A 14,788-nucleotide genomic window follows, 5' to 3' on the forward strand; every position below is an offset into this window, starting at 1 on the left:
TCGTCACCTCATAACTTTTTTTGATGAGAAGAACAAGTTTATTATTCCCCTATGTTCAAAAAAAACCGAAAAAACAATTGCCAACTCTAACACTTCGTTTTTTTGGCAAAATAATGGTATCAATTATTTGCGGAGGTAAATACAAAAATGAAACCGATGCTGCCTACCTATTACCCTGAAGCCCCCAACTCCAAGGATTGGCGTTATGAAGTCAAATATGATGGCTTTAGGGCTATTTTAACGATAGACTCCGACACCATAAGCATTTCGAGTCGAAATGAAAAGGAATTATCACCTCAATTCCCAGAAATCATTGCTTACATCAAAGACCTGGACCTGGAAGATTATCTCCCGCTTCAGTTAGATGGAGAATTGGTCTGGCTTACGAATCAGGCGAAAGCGGACTTTTTTCAAATACAGTGGCGAGGACGGCTTGGGAAACAATCCTTAATTTCAGATAATGCCCGTTTTTCCCCATGTCGGTTTATAGCGTTTGACCTGCTTCGCATCAGCGGAAAAGCCGTAGCAGATAAACCTATGGTGAAACGAAGGGAATTGATGTTGAATATGGGGGAAAAACTCGGTCTTCCTATGCCTCCTGATCCCAACGATAAGGCTTTGATACAATTAATAGAGAGTTTTGACGTTTTGGATATTGCCTTGAATAAGGTCACCTTGTTAGACGGCGAAGGGATTGTCGCCAAGGAAACTCGGGGGGCTTGGCAAGAAGGAAAAAGAACAACATCTTGGATTAAGGTGAAAAATTGGAAGACCGTTTCTTGTTTCATCACAGCATTGCACAAAGAAAATGGCTACATTTCCCTCGCAGTTTTCAAAGAAGGTGCCGTAACGAAAATCGGGAGTGTCAAAAATGGTCTGAGTGCTCGAGATAAAAGTATATTGCATCAATTGATCAAGCAAAATGCATCAGATGAAGACGCACAATTTTTTTATATCCATCCATCCATTTGCATTGAAGTTCAATTCTTGCACGTATATGAGGAAAATGAATTGCGTGAACCTCAGTTTTCGCAGTGGCTTTTACAAACTTCTCCCGACGAATGTACCTGGGAGAAATTCGTGCTAGGGCAATATACATTTCCAGATACTGTACAAATAACTTCCAGGGATAAACCGCTTTGGAAAACAGAAGGTAAACAGGTGGTAAAAGTAGAATACCTTCATTATTTACGGGAGGTTTCAGCTTTCTTCTTACCCTTCTTGAAGGATAAGCTCCTTACAACGATCCGCTATCCTCATGGAACTTTAGATAAAGAAAGATTTTTCCAAAAAAACAAACCTGATTATGCGCCGGACTTTATTAAAACGTTCATTGATGAGGATATCGAGTATATGCTGTGTAACGACATTGAAACTCTCCTTTGGTTTGGTAATCAACTTGCATTGGAATTTCATGCCCCATTTCAGAAAGCCGGTAAAACAAGACCCGACGAAATCGTCCTGGACTTGGATCCTCCTTCCATCGAATATTTCTCCTTTGCGGTAAAGGCTGCACAGGAAATAAAAAAGGTGATGGAATCATTAAGGATTAAAGCTTTTGTAAAAACTTCAGGTAACAAAGGACTGCAGATTCACATCCCTCTACCTGAAAACAGATTTACTTATCAGGAGACACGCATATTCACTGATTTTCTAGGTGATTATTTAACAAGTTCCAATCCGAATGATTTTACAACGGAAAGAATGAAAATAAATCGGCATAATCGACTTTACTTGGACTTTGTGCAGCATAGTGAAGGAAAAACCATCATACTTCCTTATTCCCCACGGGGTAATTCTTTCGCTGGTGTGGCTACACCTTTGTTTTGGGAGGAAGTGAACGAAAGTCTCCAGTTAAAGGACTATACGATTGAAACCATACCAAACAGAATAAAAAGGGACGGGTGTGCGTTTATGGATTACCGACTGGTAGATAATGGGCCAGCCTTTTTGGAAGTATTGTCGTTCCTAAAACAAAAAAAGACCAATAACTGATTGGTAAGATGGAAAGTTGCTCTAGAAAATCGCTTTCCGCTGGCGGTCTGGGAGCCTCCTCGGCGCTTTCCTGCGGGGTCTCCCTTGGCCACGTTTTCCCGCAGGAGTCTCGTACCTTACGTTCCAATCAACTGGGACTTTCTTAAAGAAAAACTCTAGGCTAGTCTCATCCCGATTAGTGTTTAAGACTAGGTTACCTTCATGTTTTTTACTATAATCTTTAATGGATTGAAGAAATTTCCGACACACATGCCGAATAACTGGCTAGCCGAGGAGGCTTAGCAGACAATCGGCAAAAAGCGAGCGGATCTCTGAAATTAACGGCAACTTTTTTTAAATAACAAAACTGCAGGAAAACTCGTTTTTTTCGAGTTCGCCTGCAGTTTAAAAATTTCATTATAATTTTGTTCTCAAATAACTTTGCACTTCATCCTGCAGCTTGGCATATAAGCTTGTTTCCAATTCAAAATCTTCTTTTTCAAGCATTTCAAATTTTTCAGGCTGATCTAAGTCTATTTCAATCGATACTTTGAATTCATAGGTTGCATTCCCGATTAAATCAATTGAATACGTTTGGCTTTCTACATCTTGGTGGACCACGCATTTAACTTTTCCACCGTTATTGTAGACAGATATTTCACTTTCCAACGCGTTTAACCCAACAGAGCATGTTACTAGGCTAGAAGCCGACATCGCCGTTCCACATGCATTCGTGAAGCCTACTCCACGTTCGAATGTCCGCACATAAATGCTCCCTAGCTCCAACTCTTTCACAAAGCTGACATTGACACCATCAGGGAAAAGCTCATTCGGTTGATTGACCTTTGTTGAAAGTTTTTCCTGCAAATCACTTTGTAAAACATCACTATCCACAAGTGAGATCAAATGTGGATTAGGAACCGCTAATGCCGAAAATAAAAGGGTATCATGCAGTTCCGGCAATGTTTCGTTTTGCAGCTGTTCTTTAGCCAATACAAGGGGTAGATCCCTAACATTAAAACTTACCGGGGAAATTTCCACCTTGAAAGTCGGAATCCCCTCATAAATATCTTCCGTTTTTTCGACTAGTAAATTCGCCTTCATGGTTTCCACGATCATTTTATCGAGCCCAAGAACGTCATTCGCGTAACGAGCCACACAGCGAAGCCCATTGCCGCACATCGAGGCTTCCGATCCATCCGCATTAAAGACACGCATCCGGCAATCAGCATGTTCACTTTTCATTACGAACAAAATACCATCCGCTCCTAGCCTCTCCCTATTGCATAGGGCCTTCGCGAAATTTTTCCGCTCTTCTTCAGTAAACGTCAGGGTCGTTGTCAATTCATCAATGATCAAGAAATCATTTCCTGAACCATGGCTTTTTAAACCTTCAATAATCATCCTGTCACATCCTCTAATATGCTGCTTGTCATTTATCATTTTTTTAATATTCTATATCATAGCATTTTCATGATGGGTGTGTCATTGCGTAAATCATAATAACTCCATTTTTTTGGCGAAAAACCCAATAAGAAAAGCGGTTGGAATAAGAATTAACTCATACCAACCGCTCCTTTAGAATTATTAACCGATCATACCGATTATGAAATAGACGATAAACATTCCGGCACTCACATACATCGGGGCTGACACATCTCTCGCTTTTCCGGTTACAAGCTTCAAGAACGGGTACAGGATGAAACCGAATGCCATTCCATCGGCAATACTGTAAGTGAAAGGAATGATCGTAATGATCATGATTGCAGGTATGCTCTCGGTTAAATCGCTGAAATCCAGCTTTTTTATATTTCCGAGCATCAAAATGCCAATGATAATTAATATAGGGGCTATGGCGCTATCAGGGATCACTTTAATCACCGGTATGAATAACAGTGATAGCATGAATAGCACGCCCGTCACCACTGAAGTAAAACCTGTCCTGCCCCCTGATGCGATTCCTGCTGCCGTTTCAACTGTAGCAACAGTAGGACTCGAACCGAATAAGCCTGAAAACAGAACGGATACACTAGTCGCCTGCAGCGACTTTTTATAGGCATCCTGGCGGTTTATGCTGTCTACATGCCCGTGAACAAGACCAATATTTTCAAAAACAAGAACCATCGTCATCGCAAATACACTTATCCAGAATTCAATCCGGTTCGCTTCCAAGAACGACAATGAAAAGAAGAGATCGCCGTAGGAAGCTGTGTTAATGCCTGAAAAATGGATTTCCGATAGTTGAACCGTCCCGAACCAATAGGCAATGAGGCTGCCTGCCAGGATGGTTATCATGAAATTACCGGGGACATTCTTGATGAACAGCGTGATTGCCAGTAAAAAGGTCAACACCGTTGCAAACACCGCCGGATCGCTTAAATCTCCCAGTGCGACGATTGATGATGAACCTCTTGTGATTATCCCGCCCTTTTCAAGTCCGATCAGCATCAAGAATAAGCCAAGACCAACAGATATGGCTTCTTTTATCGAACTTGGAATCGAATCACTGATGATCTTGGAGTATTTTGTAAAAGCGATGATTACAAAAATTACCCCTGAGATAAACACAGCACCAAGAGCCGATTGCCATGATAGACCCATTCCTTGAACCATGGTATAAGCAAATAGGGCATTGACGCCCATTCCTGGAACGAGAAGGATTGGGACATTCGCCCAAACTCCTATCATGACACAGCTTAAAGCAGATAAAAGAATCGTGGCGATCACTGCACCATTAATCGGTATGCCCGCTTCCGATAAAATCAGGGAATTCACGATGAGAATATAGACTATCGTAAAATAGCCGACCACTCCAGCAAGGATTTCACGTTTTCCATTCGTACCATAGTCGGAAAAATGAAAAAACGTCTCCAAGTTTAATTTCTTCATGTTGTATCCTTATTAAATTTATCCCTCACCCACCCGTTTGTATTAGTGACAAACTACACTTGGCGATTTTAACAAAAAAAAGGATAAAAATAAATAGCAATGATAAAAATTTGAAAAAAACTGTCGGAAATGTTCCCGACAGCCTTGATGAATATATTATTTTTGTTCTTGCGAATACCCATCGACTACCAATTCCAGCTTCCCTGTATCAGGCGAAATGATTAGACCATGCACAGGAATATTTTTAGGAATCAATGGATGTCCTTTAATCACTTCGACGCTATTCTTACAACTTTCATAAACATCATCAAATCCGCGAAGCCAACTGCGGATATCGATTCCTGCAGCTCCCAGTGTATCGATGGTGCTCTTTGGTATATCACGTTCGATCATCTTGTCCATTACAGAATCGGCATCGACTGATGCCATCCCGCAGTCATGGTGAGGTATGACCAATACTTCATCTGCCTTTAGCTCATAAATAGCAACAAGGATACTCCGCATGACACTTCCGAATGGGTGGGAGACGATTGCCCCTGCTGTCTTCAGGATTTTGATATCGCCATTTTTGACATTCATGGATTTTGGCAAAAGCTCAACGAGACGAGTGTCCATACAGCTTATGATGACCATACGTTTCTCAGGAAACTTGTCGGTTCTATACTTAACATATTCACCTTTTTCTACAAATTGTTCATTGTAATCAAGAATCTCATTAAGTAAACTCATAATTTACCACCTTTTTATTATGTATTTAATCTATGTATCTCCTTTTATTATATCAAATAATTAAAAGATTTGCTAAAGGGGAACCGTAGTCAATTTGAACGATGATTCAGCGTGGCTGCACAGAACCCAAAAACAATGATTTTAGGAATTTCAGCAACATTCGATGAAAAAGAAAGTATGGGTGTATTAGACTTGAATCGTTTCCCCCACTCCAAAGGCATCCAGCCTTCTTGGTATGAAGCGATCTTTTCCCCGTCTTTTGTGGCTATCTCGAAAGAATTCACACTTCCCGGCGTTTCAATTGGCATCCATTCCGTACCATCTTCCTTATAGATCATTCCATTTACCTTCACGAATGACCGATTTTCTTGATACGATCCAATAATGCCGCCCTGATCATCCAGGATCGTCATTTTATTGAAAAGCCCCCTTTTGATATCGTACTTAGCCAGCAAACGCCCCTCATGGTCCACCAGTTCATATCGCTTGGCCAATAGCATCGACAAGAAATTGGGAATCATCCACATGAACCACTTCATATTCAAATCACGTACCTCGCCCATTAGTGACCCATCCGGCGCAAAGAGAAGCAGTCGCAAAGTCGGTGCTGGCATAAAAGTCAATAAAACGTGTTCATTTTTTAATAACCCGGCATTCGTCCCGATGTGTTCATCAGGCAATTCCTTCATTCTATTTTCATATATACGATGACTGACAAATTGAGCAATGCTAAAGAAAATAAAAGGAGACGTTATCAATAATATATTGCCCGGAATCATTGCGAAAATATGGCAAATGAAAAAAACAACGGCCAAAAGAAGAGATACCCAAGATGCATGAAAATTAGAATTGCTCGTTTTCTGATAATATTCACGTATATTCATATCGAGCCCTGCTCCTCACTCCTTACAAGAAAGATTACCGCCTTTAGTGCGGCCATTGGTTAGCAGTACCACAATCCGCCCGGCATCCCCTTCCTAAACGTGCATGGAAGTGGTTATCATAATACTTTATTCGCTTTAATGTGATCTATTCCCTTTTTAATGAAGGGCAATTCCCAACACGGTCCAAATAAAAAGGACTTCGCATCGAACGGAATCCTATAATAGAAAAAATGGGGGTCTACCTAATTTATTCTTAACGTTTTTTTATTGTATTCCTTATTGGATTGAAGAAATTTACGACACTCCTGCCGAATTACCGGCTAGCCAAGACACCGCAGCCGCTAGGTGAGGAGGCTTGGCAGGCAGTCGGCGGAAAGGGAGCGGATTCCTGAAATCCACTGGAACGTTTTTCAAATAAAAAACTGCAGGCAAACTCACTTTTCTTCGAGTTTGTCTGCAGTCTCAAAGGACTCCGAATGAACGGAATCCTTTTACATCATTCTATAAGATCCTGAAAATCAACGGGAATCGATAATCCGTTCCTTCATAAGCCCTAACAGCAGCAATGATGGTGAATACGACTAAAGCTATCCCGATTACCGGCAATAGCAAGAATCCAACCAATACTATAGTGAGTATCCCTGCGACTATTGAATATACGGTGTAGGAAATGAAAAAATTCAAGTATTCCCTTCCGTGATAATCCACAAATTGGGACGAGTCCTTCTTCAATAACCAAATCACCAAAGGACCGATAAATGCTGTAAAAAAGCTGATCACATAAATAAGGGCAGCAAACACTCTTTCATCTTTAGTAGGCATAGTGTCTTCTCCTCCTTTCTCATATAAATAATTACGAATCAAATGAAAAATAGTTTCATTTTTCCACTCATTATATTCGAAAGAAGATAAATCTGGACTGCCTTTTCTTGATATGAACAATAAAATACGGACATGTTCATCGGTCTTGAGCATACAGTTTAAATAATGGATTGTCCTATATCTTCTAGAATGGAGTGATGTTTTTTTGCTGAATGAATTTCAAGCCTTCATCCTTGGGATTATTCAAGGCTTGACTGAGTTTTTACCTATTTCAAGCACTGGACATTTATATTTAGGTCGGCATATTTTCCACCTTGACGAGGCCGGCATTTTTCTGGATACCATGCTCCACATCGGAACCTTGCTGGCGTTATTGGTCGTCTATAAGAATGACATAATTGCCATTTTGAAAAATCCTTTCTCCAAAATGACTCTGCTTCTCATAGCTGGGACGATTCCTGCAGTGATTGCCGGCATTTTACTTGGTGATTGGTTTGATGGCCTTTCAAAAACAGGCGTGACCATAGGTTGGGAATTTTTAGCGACCGGACTGATTTTATGGGTAGCCGACGGAGTAAGAAAAGGCGGCAAATCCCTTAATGAAATTTCGATTAAAGACGCGCTGATCATCGGTACTTTCCAAGCTGCTGCTATCATGCCCGCTCTTTCGCGCTCCGGCTTAACGATAGCAGCTGGCCTCTTCTGCAGGCTGGATAGGGCCACTGCAGCCTATTTTTCCTTTTTGCTTTCCATTCCTGCCATTACGGGTGGCATCGTATTTCAGATGAAACCGATTTTTACAGGAGAAGTTGAACGGCTTCCACTCACTGCGCTTTTCGTCGGAACCCTGTCAGCGGCAATCTTTGGTTATATAGCCGTAGTATGGATGATCGATTTCTTAAAAAAGCGTTCACTCAAAATATTCTCCATTTATGTATGGGCCCTTGGCGCAGTCATTTTATTCATGCAATTTACAGGTAAATTTTAAAGAAAAAAGCGGGCGAAAAAAGCAGTTTTTCATGGAAGAATGCAGACGGTTGCCTAAAGATTTCACCCCTCTCGAAAAAGTTGAAATTTGACGAAAAAAAAAGGCAAAAAACCTATTCCCAAACCGTTTTTTTTTTAGTATTATACCTTCGTAAGGTTCTTTAGATTTGCATACTTTCTGACAATAAAAATAGGGAAGGCAAATGGTGCGCCACCGGTTTCCGGTTCTAGTGGGTTCGATTCCCACCCCGAAATTTTTTGATGAACGACTTAAAAAATTTCGAGGGTGGGCAGCGACTACGCATAAGAACTGCCCTCAAACGGAGGGACGGAAATGTTAAAAAAGAGAGATTTCACAGATTGTTTTTCTCTTTATGAACAAATGACGCATCCAGATGTCTTCCCTTTCGTGCGCCATAAGGTAGATTCATATGAAGAATATGTTTTCATTACTAAGCAAACGATTGAAGCCGAAGATGCTGGGCAACTCATTTCACGAACAATCTTGGATGAATGGGAAAATCCCATCGGTTGCATTTCTTTATACGATATTGAAAATGGTGCAGGTTTCTTAGGCACATGGCTTGGCAAGCCTTATCATGGAAAAGGGTATAATGCCATCGCAAAAGACGCTTTCTTCAAAGAGCTTTTTTTCGAGCTAGGTTTGGAAACGGTCTTCATGCGAATTCGCAAAAAAAATATCCGCTCCATAAAAGCCGCAGAAAAGCTTCCCTATGCCATCAATGCCAACGAAACAAGAAAATCCCTTTATGAGCAGATCAATCATGAAGGAGATATCTACGATTTGTATGAAATCCCTAAAGATTTATACACCTTTCATATCCTTAGACAGCATGATGATGACGAACAGCAGTTACTTGAAGCATAGAGCGAAGAACATTTCAATATGGCTTTGTTTATCCTTTCATATAATGGCCGGAGCTTCCATACCTGGAAAGCTCTTTTTTCCAGTTTCACAGGATGTTTAACATTAGATTGCTGCAAATCCCTATTCTTTTTAGGGATATTTTTTTATAATGAATACAATTGACCAATTCAACAATATATTCAAAGCGTCATTGAAAGGACTTAATCATGAAAAAAACATTTGCTTTTATCGTGCAGCTTATCTTCCTGCTCATCATTTGCAAGCTTGGCTATTATTTAGCCAATTTACTTCACTTACCTATACCAGGTAACGTCATCGGCATGATTCTGTTATTCGGTTTATTACAGACGAAGGTCATAAAAGTCGAATGGATTGAACTTACTTCAGGATTTTTGGTAAAGCACCTAGCCTTTTTCTTCATTCCCATTTCAATCAGTTTAATGACCATGGGCTGGCTTTTCATTGAATTCGGTCTGCCTTTGGCACTTACATTGGGAGTCAGCCTGATATTTGGGTTCATCGTTTCAGCCTGGACCGTTCAGAAGCTATCCCATAGAGGAGAGGTTAAACAGCATGACAACGCCCATCACAATATATAGTATCTTGATAACCATCCTTGCCTATTTCATTGGAAGGAAAATATATGCTAAACATCCATCACCTTTTACAACGCCCGTATTTTTCAGTACGGTTACAATTATTCTCGTACTGCTGATCAGCGGTTTGGACTTCGAGGATTATTCACCTGGGAAAGACATCATCACCTATTTCCTGGGACCAGCTACCGTTGCTTTGGCCGTCCCACTTTATAAAAACAGAAAAATAATCGTTAAATATGCAATGCCGGCAATTAGCGGCATGATTTTTGGTCTCCTTGTCACATTGATCATTGCCTTCGCCATCGCTAAAGCATTTTCACTTCCGCCATTCATATTCCAGGGATTGGCAGTTAAATCCATTACAGTGCCCATCGCGGTTGAAATCACGGAACTTTATGGCGGAAATTCCAATATATCCGCTGCCTTCGTCATTTTGACAGGGGTGCTGGGTACGATGATCGCTCCAAAAATGATGGATAAACTAAACATTACGATGCCCTTTGCACGTGGTATCGCCTATGGTACGATCGCTCATGGTCTCGGAACGGCCCAAGCTGCCCAGGAAAGTGAGTTTACCGGGGCTGTCGCAGGTGCGGCTATGGCTATAGCAGGTATCCTTATATCCTGTTTCTTTCCTTTCATAAGTAAATTCCTATAAAAATAACCGCAACGTCAACGACGTTACGGTTATTTTTATGATTATCTTTTTTGCAGATCCTCGTATAAACGCCTTAGAATATAAGTTTTATACAGCTCCAGCTTTCTTTTTTCAATTGGATGGTAGCTAATCCCTGCGGCTTTTAGCTGCTGAATGAACCATCCTTTGGAATATTCATAAGCCATTCTACCCCCTCCTCTGTTCGAAAAGATATGCTGCATGGAGGGGAATGATACTTATTTTTTTGCAGCCATTACTTTAAGCAGTAATTCATACATTTCAGCTGCCGTTTTGAATGGGCGTTTTTGACGCATTTTCTCTTGGTATTCATCCGATTTTTTCAATAAATCCGCTAATGTAGCATTAAAAATCCGATCATTCAGTTCTTCTTCTTGGATGACTTTACAAAAACCCTGTTTTTCAAAACTTGACGCATTCAGGATTTGATCTCCACGGGATGCATTGGCACTTAGAGGGATAAGCAGCATCGGCTTTTGCAAACCAAGGAATTCAAAGATAGAATTTGAACCAGCCCTTGACACAACGACATCAGCAGCCGCCAAAAGATCGAATAATTCTTCGTGCACGTATTCAAAAGGAGCATATCCCCTTTGTTTCAATTCGCTTTTCACATTTCCCTTCCCGCAAATGTGAATAATCTGATAATCCTTTAATAAGGCATCAAGGTTATCTGTAATTAAATTATTGATTTTAACGGCCCCAAGGCTTCCGCCCATTACGAGTAGCACCGGTTTGTTATTCGTGAATCCACAAAATGCTTTACCAGCAGAAGCTTTTCCCGTAAAAATCCCATCGCGCAATACAGCGCCAAGATACATGGCCTTCTCTTTCGGAAGTTCTTTTTCCGTTTCTTGGAAGGTAGTGAATATTTTCGATGCAAGTGGCATCGCGATCTTATTGGCCAGACCAGGCGTATAATCCGATTCATGTATGGCAATCGGAATCCTCAGCATCCTGCCCGCCAAAACGACTGGAACCGAAACGAAACCACCTTTAGAAAAAATGAAATCAGGCTTGGTCTTTTTTAATATTTTTCGTGCATCAAAAATCCCTTTTATGACCCGGAAAGGGTCTTTCATATTTTCAACAGATAGGTAACGTCGGAATTTCCCAACGGAAATCGTTTCATAACGGACCTCGGGAAATTCCGTTTCGATGATATTTTTTTCAATGCCTTTTTTTGAACCAATATAAGTAACATCCCAATCATTCTTTAAAAATTCCGGGATGATTGCTGCATTAACAGATACATGGCCGGCAGAACCGCCTCCGGTAAATACTATTTTCTTAGTCAATATTTCCACCATCCAAACTTAAAAAATCACTTTGCATCCATATTACCATATATCTTCGCCATTAATAACTTGAAAAAGTATTCAGTGAACCAAAATCCCCCATTATGTATGTAATTATCGATTATTTTTCCTTTTTCAGCATGAATATATTATAATCTTAGTATTCTACAATACTACAAGATACAATGGAGGAGTAATACATTGCAAGAAGTTTCTGAATCACTCAATCAATTTGATGGAATCGAAGCCTGGACCAAATTAGGGATTTCCATAGGCATTTTTCTAATCTTCCTTTTGCTTCGGAAAGTATTTACTACATATATATTCAAGTTCTTTCTACGGATTGCAGAAAAACGTAAAGTTGAATTTGCCGCCAACTTAATGCTCGCAATAGAACAGCCGGTAAGATGGCTTATCGTTTTGATTGGGGTTATCATTTCACTGCACTATTTTCCGATCGACTCACCTTCGGCTGAACTCAAATCGAAAATATACAGATCGTTTTTTGTCTTCATATTCTTTTGGACGATTTTCAACATCAGTTCGATCTTAACCATTTTATTTCCGAAATTAGTAAGTAAATTCGGACTTGAAGTCGATCAAATCGTCATGCCGTTCTTTACGAAAATCATAAACATAATCATCATTGCTTTTGGGGCTTCCATAATTGCGGAGGAATGGGGATTTAATGTCGATGGATTTGTTGCAGGGCTTGGTTTGGGTGGATTGGCTTTCGCACTTGCCGCTAAAGATACCGTCAGCAATTTCTTCGGGGGTATCGTCATCGTTACCGAAAAACCTTTTACCATAGGAGATTGGGTCAAAACTCCAAGTGTGGAGGGAACCATTGAAGACATCACATTCCGAAGCACTAAAGTTCGGACTTTTGCCCAAGCTTTAGTTACAGTCCCAAATGCGACCCTTTCGAATGAACCGATCATCAACTGGTCCAAGATGGGCAAAAGACAGATCGCCTTCCATTTGGGTGTCAGTGTCACGACACCAAAAGAAAAATTGGAAAATGTCATTAAAGACATTGAAAGAATGCTTATTGATCACCCTGAAGTACATCCGGAAACGATTTTGGTTAAATTTGATGAGTTCAGTCATTCCGGTTTCAACCTTTACCTATATTTCTTCACGAAAGCCACGGACTTTGGAGGATATTTATCAATCAAAGAAGATGTGAACTTCAAAATAATGGAGATATTGGAACAGGAAGGTGTACAAATTGCCATTCCTTCACAGGCATTCATTCTTCAAAAAGACTCAGATATGGAAGCCATGAATGATTTTGAATCCATGCGCGATTGACAAAAAAGACTTGCCCAAAACGGCAAGTCTTTTTTGCTTCAAATAAAAACTCTTAAAACATCACATGCTTATGTGATATAATTCTTTCATTGTGTTGAAAATTCCAAATATTGATATTGAGGTACCCTGATGAATCAGACTTATACTAAATCACAAAAGATCCGCCTGTTATTTTATATATTGATACCTATCCTGATCACCCAAATCAGCATGTATGCCATGACTTTTTTTGATGTGATGATGTCGGGGCAATACAGCACTCAGGACGTTGCTGGCGTCTCCATCGGCAGTTCGCTATGGACACCCGTGTACACGGGGCTGAGCGGGATATTGATTGCCTTAACACCGGTGGTTTCACAGCTGTTGGGTTCCAGGCAGTCCAAATCCGTTTCCTATTCCGTGATGCAGGCCGTTTATTTAGCTGTGGCTTTAGCCTTGTTCATTTTAATCATTGGAGCTTTTTCTTTGAACCCCGTATTGAATGCCATGGACCTTGAAGATAATGTCCACATGGTGGCTCATGATTATTTGATCGCCCTTTCACTCGGTATCATTCCTTTATTCATTTATAATGCTTTGAGGGCTTTCATCGATGCTCTGGGGCAAACTAGGATTTCCATGATCATCACCTTATGTGCGCTCCCGGTAAACGTCCTTTTTAATTACCTGTTAATATACGGGAAGTTTGGATTCCCTGAACTTGGCGGTGTCGGTTCCGGGTACGCCACTGCGATTACCTATTGGTTAATTGCCCTGGTGGCCATACTGGTCGTGATAAAAATAAACCCATTTTCGACATATCAGGTTTTCACTGAATTTTTCCGGGTTTCCTGGAAAGAATGGAGGGCCTTATTATTGATTGGTGTACCCATCGGGCTCGCTATTTTCTTTGAAACAAGCATTTTTTCGGCTGTCACCCTTTTGATGAGTAAGTATGATACCGTGACGATTGCGTCACATCAGATTGCCATGAATTTTGCGTCACTGCTTTATATGATACCGCTAAGTATATCCATGGCATTGACGATCGTCATTGGATTTGAAATTGGGGCAGCCCGTTATAAAGATGCCAAAGAGTATAGCTGGATTGGCATTTCAATGGCCTTGACGATGTCACTCGTTTTGTCGACCATCCTCTTCCTCTTCCGTGAACCTGTGGCCTCTTTATACACTAAAGATCACGAAGTAATGATGCTGACATCACATTTTTTAATATATGCCATCTTCTTTCAGATATCGGACGCCCTGCAGGCACCTATTCAGGGCATTTTGCGTGGATATAAAGATGTAAATGTCACATTTGCCATGTCACTGGTCTCCTACTGGATTCTCGGGCTTCCAATTGGCTATTTCTTTGCAAAGTTTACGGATATGGGAGCCTTTGGGTATTGGATCGGCTTAATTTCCGGCTTGGCTCTTGGGGCTATAGGCTTGGCTGCTCGCTTACGGTTCATCCAGCAAGTAAAATATAAAAAAATGGCATAAAAAAAGTGGGGCTGGATTACACCGGTGGTATTATCCCCTTCAGGTAGACAGAGAAAAAAGAGAACATGGTAAAATGTTCTTAACTGTCAATCTGGAGGGGATTTTTTGTATGGCAAAGAAGGGGCAAACGTTTCAAGCGTATACAGAAGAATTAAAGAGAGAAGTGGTTCGTCTGAAAGTGGAGGAAGGTTGGTCATATCGCCAGATTCGTGAGCGTTTTAGTATTAAAAGTGATGCACAGA

General features: G+C 40.7%; 14 protein-coding genes and 1 pseudogene. 8 read left to right on the forward strand and 7 right to left on the reverse strand.

The genetic code is table 11. The annotated features are described in order from the left end of the window. The first annotated feature begins 147 nt into the window (after positions 1–147). Positions 148–1,995 (forward strand): DNA ligase D, encoded by a 1,848-nt coding sequence (gene ligD, locus J7I96_RS27540; RefSeq protein ID WP_214771457.1) that lies wholly within the window; start codon positions 148–150, stop codon positions 1,993–1,995. Positions 1,996–2,391: 396 nt separating this feature from the next. Here the strand turns inward: ligD and dapF are convergent, their stop codons facing one another. The 5 genes from dapF to J7I96_RS27565 form a co-directional block, all read right to left on the reverse strand. Beyond that, positions 2,392–3,378 (reverse strand): diaminopimelate epimerase, encoded by a 987-nt coding sequence (gene dapF, locus J7I96_RS27545; RefSeq protein WP_214771460.1) that lies wholly within the window; start codon positions 3,376–3,378, stop codon positions 2,392–2,394. Between the two features lie 183 nt (positions 3,379–3,561). Continuing rightward, entirely contained in the window at positions 3,562–4,863 is a 1,302-nt protein-coding gene (locus J7I96_RS27550; RefSeq protein ID WP_214926353.1) for an NCS2 family permease, read from the reverse strand. A 156-nt stretch (positions 4,864–5,019) separates the two neighbouring features. Further along, the gene (locus J7I96_RS27555) at positions 5,020–5,592 is read right to left on the reverse strand and encodes a beta-class carbonic anhydrase (RefSeq protein ID WP_096337423.1); all 573 of its coding nucleotides are present in this window, start codon (positions 5,590–5,592) and stop codon (positions 5,020–5,022) included. A gap of 89 nt (positions 5,593–5,681) precedes the next feature. After that, positions 5,682–6,476: a hypothetical protein gene (locus J7I96_RS27560; protein WP_214771464.1), complete on the reverse strand. Its 795-nt coding sequence runs from the start codon at positions 6,474–6,476 to the stop codon at positions 5,682–5,684. A 501-nt stretch (positions 6,477–6,977) separates the two neighbouring features. After that, complete coding sequence (locus J7I96_RS27565; RefSeq protein ID WP_034311189.1) at positions 6,978–7,298, reverse strand: DUF4870 domain-containing protein; 321 nt, start codon at positions 7,296–7,298, stop codon at positions 6,978–6,980. Between the two features lie 208 nt (positions 7,299–7,506). Between J7I96_RS27565 and J7I96_RS27570 the strand changes: the two genes are divergently transcribed. The 4 genes from J7I96_RS27570 to J7I96_RS27585 all read left to right on the forward strand — a co-directional run bounded on the left by J7I96_RS27570 (position 7,507) and on the right by J7I96_RS27585 (position 10,431). After that, positions 7,507–8,286: an undecaprenyl-diphosphate phosphatase gene (locus J7I96_RS27570; RefSeq protein ID WP_214771497.1), complete on the forward strand. Its 780-nt coding sequence runs from the start codon at positions 7,507–7,509 to the stop codon at positions 8,284–8,286. Between the two features lie 333 nt (positions 8,287–8,619). Next, on the forward strand, positions 8,620–9,174 hold the full coding sequence (locus tag J7I96_RS27575) for a GNAT family N-acetyltransferase (protein ID WP_214771466.1): 555 nt from the start codon (positions 8,620–8,622) through the stop codon (positions 9,172–9,174). A 206-nt stretch (positions 9,175–9,380) separates the two neighbouring features. Further along, positions 9,381–9,773, forward strand: coding sequence for a CidA/LrgA family protein (locus tag J7I96_RS27580; protein ID WP_214771468.1), 393 nt, complete (start codon positions 9,381–9,383; stop codon positions 9,771–9,773). Next, positions 9,748–10,431 carry an LrgB family protein gene (locus tag J7I96_RS27585; RefSeq protein ID WP_214771472.1) on the forward strand — a complete coding sequence of 228 codons (684 nt, stop codon included), beginning with the start codon at positions 9,748–9,750 and terminating at the stop codon, positions 10,429–10,431. Before J7I96_RS27580 ends, J7I96_RS27585 begins: the two co-directional genes overlap by 26 nt. A 41-nt stretch (positions 10,432–10,472) precedes the next feature. On the opposite strand, the gene J7I96_RS27590 is transcribed toward J7I96_RS27585, so the two are convergent. Continuing rightward, on the reverse strand, positions 10,473–10,616 hold the full coding sequence (locus tag J7I96_RS27590) for a DUF2639 domain-containing protein (protein WP_072273150.1): 144 nt from the start codon (positions 10,614–10,616) through the stop codon (positions 10,473–10,475). 51 nt (positions 10,617–10,667) lie between these two features. After that, positions 10,668–11,756, reverse strand: a complete 1,089-nt coding sequence (locus tag J7I96_RS27595) for an undecaprenyldiphospho-muramoylpentapeptide beta-N-acetylglucosaminyltransferase (RefSeq protein ID WP_311315269.1) — start codon at positions 11,754–11,756, stop codon at positions 10,668–10,670. Positions 11,757–11,948: 192 nt separating this feature from the next. Between J7I96_RS27595 and J7I96_RS27600 the strand changes: the two genes are divergently transcribed. The 3 genes and pseudogenes from J7I96_RS27600 to J7I96_RS27610 form a co-directional block, all read left to right on the forward strand. Continuing rightward, positions 11,949–13,061 carry a mechanosensitive ion channel family protein gene (locus tag J7I96_RS27600; RefSeq protein ID WP_251025225.1) on the forward strand — a complete coding sequence of 371 codons (1,113 nt, stop codon included), beginning with the start codon at positions 11,949–11,951 and terminating at the stop codon, positions 13,059–13,061. Positions 13,062–13,190: 129 nt separating this feature from the next. Continuing rightward, the gene (locus J7I96_RS27605) at positions 13,191–14,546 is read left to right on the forward strand and encodes an MATE family efflux transporter (protein ID WP_214771478.1); all 1,356 of its coding nucleotides are present in this window, start codon (positions 13,191–13,193) and stop codon (positions 14,544–14,546) included. A 109-nt stretch (positions 14,547–14,655) separates the two neighbouring features. Next, positions 14,656–14,788, forward strand: a pseudogene (locus J7I96_RS27610) (IS3-like element ISBth8 family transposase); the annotation flags it as partial.

Source organism: Bacillus sp. ISL-78 (assembly GCF_018613455.1).
Taxonomy (GTDB): Bacteria; Bacillota; Bacilli; order Bacillales; family DSM-1321; genus Peribacillus; species Peribacillus frigoritolerans.

What these genes read in the sequence shown, in the direction of transcription:
- dapF (WP_214771460.1), bottom strand. Translation starts at nt 3,378, where the DNA reads ATGATTATTGAAGGTTTAAAAAGCCATGGTTCAGGAAATGATTTCTTG.
- J7I96_RS27580 (WP_214771468.1), top strand. Translation starts at nt 9,381, where the DNA reads ATGAAAAAAACATTTGCTTTTATCGTGCAGCTTATCTTCCTGCTCATC.
- J7I96_RS27590 (WP_072273150.1), bottom strand. Translation starts at nt 10,616, where the DNA reads ATGGCTTATGAATATTCCAAAGGATGGTTCATTCAGCAGCTAAAAGCC.
- J7I96_RS27555 (WP_096337423.1), bottom strand. Translation starts at nt 5,592, where the DNA reads ATGAGTTTACTTAATGAGATTCTTGATTACAATGAACAATTTGTAGAA.
- J7I96_RS27550 (WP_214926353.1), bottom strand. Translation starts at nt 4,863, where the DNA reads ATGAAGAAATTAAACTTGGAGACGTTTTTTCATTTTTCCGACTATGGT.
- J7I96_RS27585 (WP_214771472.1), top strand. Translation starts at nt 9,748, where the DNA reads ATGACAACGCCCATCACAATATATAGTATCTTGATAACCATCCTTGCC.
- J7I96_RS27560 (WP_214771464.1), bottom strand. Translation starts at nt 6,476, where the DNA reads ATGAATATACGTGAATATTATCAGAAAACGAGCAATTCTAATTTTCAT.
- J7I96_RS27605 (WP_214771478.1), top strand. Translation starts at nt 13,191, where the DNA reads ATGAATCAGACTTATACTAAATCACAAAAGATCCGCCTGTTATTTTAT.
- J7I96_RS27575 (WP_214771466.1), top strand. Translation starts at nt 8,620, where the DNA reads ATGTTAAAAAAGAGAGATTTCACAGATTGTTTTTCTCTTTATGAACAA.
- J7I96_RS27565 (WP_034311189.1), bottom strand. Translation starts at nt 7,298, where the DNA reads ATGCCTACTAAAGATGAAAGAGTGTTTGCTGCCCTTATTTATGTGATC.
- ligD (WP_214771457.1), top strand. Translation starts at nt 148, where the DNA reads ATGAAACCGATGCTGCCTACCTATTACCCTGAAGCCCCCAACTCCAAG.